The 4,652-nt window shown below is 67.2% G+C and carries 6 protein-coding genes; 3 read left to right on the forward strand and 3 right to left on the reverse strand.

Annotation, left to right across the window (positions count from 1 at the left end):
• The first annotated feature begins 198 nt into the window (after positions 1-198).
• Both LI94_RS20315 and LI94_RS20320 read left to right on the forward strand, forming a co-directional pair.
• Positions 199-783 (forward strand): DUF3558 family protein, encoded by a 585-nt coding sequence (locus LI94_RS20315; RefSeq protein ID WP_024443151.1) that lies wholly within the window; start codon positions 199-201, stop codon positions 781-783.
• A 4-nt stretch (positions 784-787) separates the two neighbouring features.
• Positions 788-2,416 (forward strand): CocE/NonD family hydrolase, encoded by a 1,629-nt coding sequence (locus LI94_RS20320; protein ID WP_046302346.1) that lies wholly within the window; start codon positions 788-790, stop codon positions 2,414-2,416.
• Here LI94_RS20320 and LI94_RS20325 read toward each other — a convergent pair.
• Positions 2,387-3,196: a DUF5642 family protein gene (locus LI94_RS20325; RefSeq protein WP_239651284.1), complete on the reverse strand. Its 810-nt coding sequence runs from the start codon at positions 3,194-3,196 to the stop codon at positions 2,387-2,389. The genes LI94_RS20320 and LI94_RS20325 overlap by 30 nt on opposite strands.
• Entirely contained in the window at positions 3,148-3,480 is a 333-nt protein-coding gene (locus LI94_RS20330; RefSeq protein ID WP_152664892.1) for a hypothetical protein, read from the reverse strand. Before LI94_RS20330 ends, LI94_RS20325 begins: the two co-directional genes overlap by 49 nt.
• 560 nt (positions 3,481-4,040) lie before the next feature.
• Here LI94_RS20330 and LI94_RS20335 point away from each other — a divergent pair.
• Positions 4,041-4,349 (forward strand): hypothetical protein, encoded by a 309-nt coding sequence (locus tag LI94_RS20335; RefSeq protein ID WP_024443155.1) that lies wholly within the window; start codon positions 4,041-4,043, stop codon positions 4,347-4,349.
• Positions 4,350-4,387: 38 nt separating this feature from the next.
• On the opposite strand, the gene LI94_RS20340 is transcribed toward LI94_RS20335, so the two are convergent.
• Positions 4,388-4,652, reverse strand: a 265-nt coding sequence (locus LI94_RS20340) for a lipase family protein (RefSeq protein ID WP_239651285.1), incomplete at its 5' end; no start/stop codon positions are given.

Genomic DNA, 4,652 nt, shown 5'->3' on the forward strand with positions numbered 1-4,652 from the left:
ACGACGGAGTCGGGCGCCGCGGGTCGTCGCCATTCAGCCCAGCGACGATCGCAAGCACGACGGAGTCGGGCGCCGCGGGTCGTCGCCATCAGGCACCGTAGGTCTGCGGAATTAGAACGTGTTCTCGCCTTCGGGGCGGTGACCGGTGCCACAACTTGTACACTCCCGGCAGAACACCGGGCGGAAGCGAGGAGTGTCATGCTCACCAAACTGCGTCTTATCACCGCCTTGGGGGCGCTGGTGATGGCCGTCGTGATGGTCTGGCAACAGACACCCCCCAGCAATGACGTCGCCGGCAAGTCCGGGGTTCAGTTGCGGTCCACCGCGATGCCGCTGGCACCCCCAACCACCTCGAGCAAAGCGGTCAACCTCACCAACCCGCGCCCGTTCGACGCCTGCGAGGACATCCCCTACGACGTCATCGCACAGTTGGGCCTGGCGTTCACGCCGCCCAAGCCGGTCGAGGGCGTGCGCTGTGAATTCGACGCCGGCAACTACCAGATGGCGGTCGAGACGTTCGTGTGGCGCAGCTACGACGAGTCCATCCCGGCCGATGCGATCGAGATGGACATCAACGGCCACCGGGCGGCGCAGTACTGGGTGATGAAGCCCACCGAGTGGAACAACCGGTGGTGGTTCTCCTGCATGGTGGCGTTCAAGACCAGCTACGGGGTGATCCAGCAGTCGCTGTACTACTCGCCGGTGTACTCCAACCCGGACATGGACTGCCCCACCGAGAACCTGATGCGTGCCCACCAGCTGGCTCCGCACTACAAGTACTGATCGCATGGCCACCACCAGCTCGCCGCGTCTGGCCGATGTCGTGGTGAACCGGGCGCTGCGGCGACTGCCGCCGCCTACCACCGGTTACACCGTGCACCGGGAACAGATCCCGATGCGCGACGGCGTCCAGCTGCGCGCCGACCACTATCAGCCGACCGGCGCCGTGGCCGGCACCCTGCTGGTGCGCTGCCCCTACGGCCGCAAATTCCCGTTCTCGCTGGTGTTCGCCCGGATGTACGCCGCCCGCGGCTACCGGGTGATTCTGCAGAGTGTGCGCGGCACCTTCGGCTCCACCGGTGTGTTCGAGCCGATGGTCAACGAGGCCGCCGACGGCGCCGACACCGTGGCCTGGATGCGCGACCAACCCTGGTTCACCGGGTCGTTCGGCACCATCGGGTTGTCCTATCTGGGCTTCACTCAGTGGGCGTTGCTGGCCGACCCGCCGCCCGAGCTGACCGCGGCGGTCATCACCGTCGGACCGCACGATCTGTACGAGTCGACCTGGGGCAGGGGGGCATTCGCGCTCAACGACTTTCTGGGCTGGAGCCACATGATGGCCCACCAGGAGGTCCGCCCACGGATCAGGGCCGGGGTGGCGCAGCTGACCGCACAGCGCAGGGTCCGACGTGCCGCCGCCGGGTTGCCGCTGGGCGCGGCCGGCCGGATCCTGCTGGGCGGCGGCTCACCGTGGTACGAGTCGTGGGTCGAGCACCCTGATCGCGACGACCCGTTCTGGGACACACTGCGTCACCCGGTGGCACTGGAGCAGACCCGGGTTCCGGTACTGCTGCTCAGCGGCTGGCAAGACCTGTTTCTGGACCAGACGCTGACTCAGTATCAGACCCTGCGCGACCGCGGAGCCGAGGTGGCGCTGACCGTCGGCCCGTGGACCCACACCGAGATGCTGACCAAAGGACTGCGTGCGGTCACTACGGAATCCCTGGCCTGGCTCGACACTCACCTGGGCGGCGCCGACCGGGCACCGCGCACCAGCCCGGTGCGCGTCTACGTCACCGGCGGCGGAGGCTGGCGTGACCTTCCGGACTGGGCGCCGGAGTCCACCGGTCACAGCTGGTGGCTGCAGCCCGGCGGGCGACTGGCCGACTCCCCGGTGCCCGACGGTGCGGCAGACTCGGCGAGCTTTCACTTCGACCCCGCGGACCCCACACCGACGGTGGGTGGGCGGCTGCTCGCCCCCGGCGGTGGTTATCAGCGCGACGACGTGCTGGCTCGCCGTGCCGACGTGCTGACCTTCACCGGGGAGCCCCTGACCCAGGATGCCGACGTCTTCGGCAGCCCCGTGGTGGAGCTGGCGCATTGCAGCGACAACCCGCACGTCGACGTGTTCGTCCGGGTCAGCGAGGTCGATGCCCGCGGACGCTCGCGCAACGTCAGCGACGGCTACCTTCGGCTGAACCAGGACGCCGGGATGGTCCGTATCGAGCTGGACCAGATCGCGCACCGCTTCGCGGCCGGATCCCGCATCCGGCTGCTGATCGCCGGCGGCAGCCACCCTCGATACGCCCGCAACTTGGGCACCGGCGAACCGGCGATCAGCGGCGCCGCTCAGCGGCCGGCGAAGCACACGATCGACCTGGCCGGCTCACGGCTGCTGCTGCCCCTGAATCGCTGAGACAGACTTCACCAGCAGGTCTGACATCAGCCGCTGCGGATCCAACTCCTCAGCCGCGCTGCCCATGACGACCACCGACGTTCGGTCGTCGAGCGCCGCCGTGTACAGATAATCGGGATCGGCCTCCGGGTCCGCGACACTCAGCTTCACCCCGGTCGTGGTGACGCCGGCGATGGCGGGCGCCGCCACGCGCTCCACCGATCCGCTGGCCTCCGGCGAACCGGACAGCGAGACCCGGTCGCAGCCGGCCGGATCGGGTGCCGGGGCGATGGGCTCCGGTGATCGCAGCGCGACGACATACATGTTGCCCTGATCGCCCTGCCCGATCACTCCGGCAGCTTCGGTGCCGACCTTCGGGTCGACATAGGGCGGAATGACCACCGACCGGCACTGTGGCGGGTCGACCACGGCGTTGGTGAACGCGGCTACCGCAGACCCGTCGATATCGGACTTCTCCAAGGTCTTTGCCGGGTGCGCCTGCGCGGTGAAGTCCTGCGGAAAGTCGTCGGCCACCGCGCCGACCCGAGAGATGTCGTAGGCGGGGCTTGACTGCGCGACCGGCGCCTGGGCCTGCTCGGCGACGGGCGAGGAGGACGCCGCCGATCCTGCCGGAGCCACTTCGGCACTCGAACCGCACCCGGCGAGGGTTGCCCCCACGCCGAGTGCGGCCAGCAGTACCAGCCCGTTGCCAGCTCTACCACGGTCCAGCCGTGGCTTGGCCGACATCTCGATCACCACCACCACCACCAGCGGTGCCAGAAGTGGTGATGGTGACGCCACCAGTGGTGATGCCGAGCCCACGTCTGCGGCGCGGGCGCCGTATGCCACGTCGCGGCGAACACGGTGTCAGCCGGGGCGCGATCGATCGCGACACGGTTCCCGAACGCGGCGGGGAGGTCGGCCCGCGGGCCGGCCATCTGGACCGCGGCGGGCAGTTGTGCAGCTGCCTCCCCCGGGGCCGCCTGAGCAGGTCCAGCGGCGCCGACCAGCAGTGCCCCGGCGACGGTGCCGGCACTGATCGCTCCGGCGGCCATACGGCGGCACGAATTCCGCGAAATCAACATGATTTCCTCCCTTGTCAAGATTCCCGAAATTATCTTGATATTCGGAGAGTAGCACCGGCGGGGTCGCTCAACAACCGTCGGATTAACAATTTTTTGAGGCTCATGGAATTTCACTGCTGGCGTCAGTGTATTGCGACTTGGCGCATCCTTCGCCCAGGTGAGATGGCCTCTACTGATCTACTGATCCACTGATTCACGGACCTCCGTATTTAATGGGATCATGACAGATCAACCCTGTCTAACATTTCTTTAATGCTACATAAACAATGGCTCGGTAAATTCCCATTCCTTGGTTCTGCGTGCATGCGATCGGGTGGCCGTTCCACGCAAGCGCCGGGGCATGCGGCACCGGCGACCCGGATCGTGAGCACCGGACCCTGGCGCTGCTGGCCGCGCTACCTGGTGATCGCCGTGACCGGCGAGAAGCGGGGAAGGCACGTGGGCTCGACGCGACTTGAGACGATCAGTTTCAGCCCACGACGATGCCTGTCACGACGGTTGACGGTCTAGGCTGGCGTGAGTACCAGGGTGAGGTTCCACCGCAACCGAAGGTCCACACAATGAGCACTGCCAGCGATTCCCTCAATAACCGCAGTATCGGCGCCCCGGCCACCGGCTGGGCACCGACCCGCGAGACGGGGATGAAGCCGACTGAGCCAATCCCACTGCGTCAGACCCGAACCCGCCGCACGGTCGATCTGTCGCCGGCCCAACATCGCGGGCTCGACCTGTGGCAGCGCGACGCCGCCGACCGGGTGGGATGCGCTCGCATCACCGGGCAGGAAGTGATGACCGCGCTGATCGACCAACTGCTGGCCGACCCGGAACTCTCGGCACAGATCATTCGGACCCTGAGGTCACGGCGCTAGCATCCACCGGGACCTCAGGGTCCGACTGCGCAGGAGCGTCACTGCGCCAGGATGGCAGAGCAGTTCGAGTGGGTCGGCACACCGTTGAAGCGATCGCTGACCCAGGCCATACTCCGCTCACCGTCGACGAACTGCGGCAGCAGGATATTGATATCCATCTTGTTGAACAGCGGCGGCTGCTCATTGGTCCACAGTTCGACGTCGGCACCCAGCGTGCACCAGTCGCGGGCCGTGTCATGGGCTGCGGTGTAGGGCGCCAACGGGTCCCAGCGGTTGTGCGAGATGTACACCGGCCCCTTGGGC

Origin of the sequence: Mycobacterium sp. UM_Kg27 (assembly GCF_000972905.1) — a bacterium.
Classification (GTDB): Bacteria; Actinomycetota; Actinomycetes; order Mycobacteriales; family Mycobacteriaceae; genus Mycobacterium.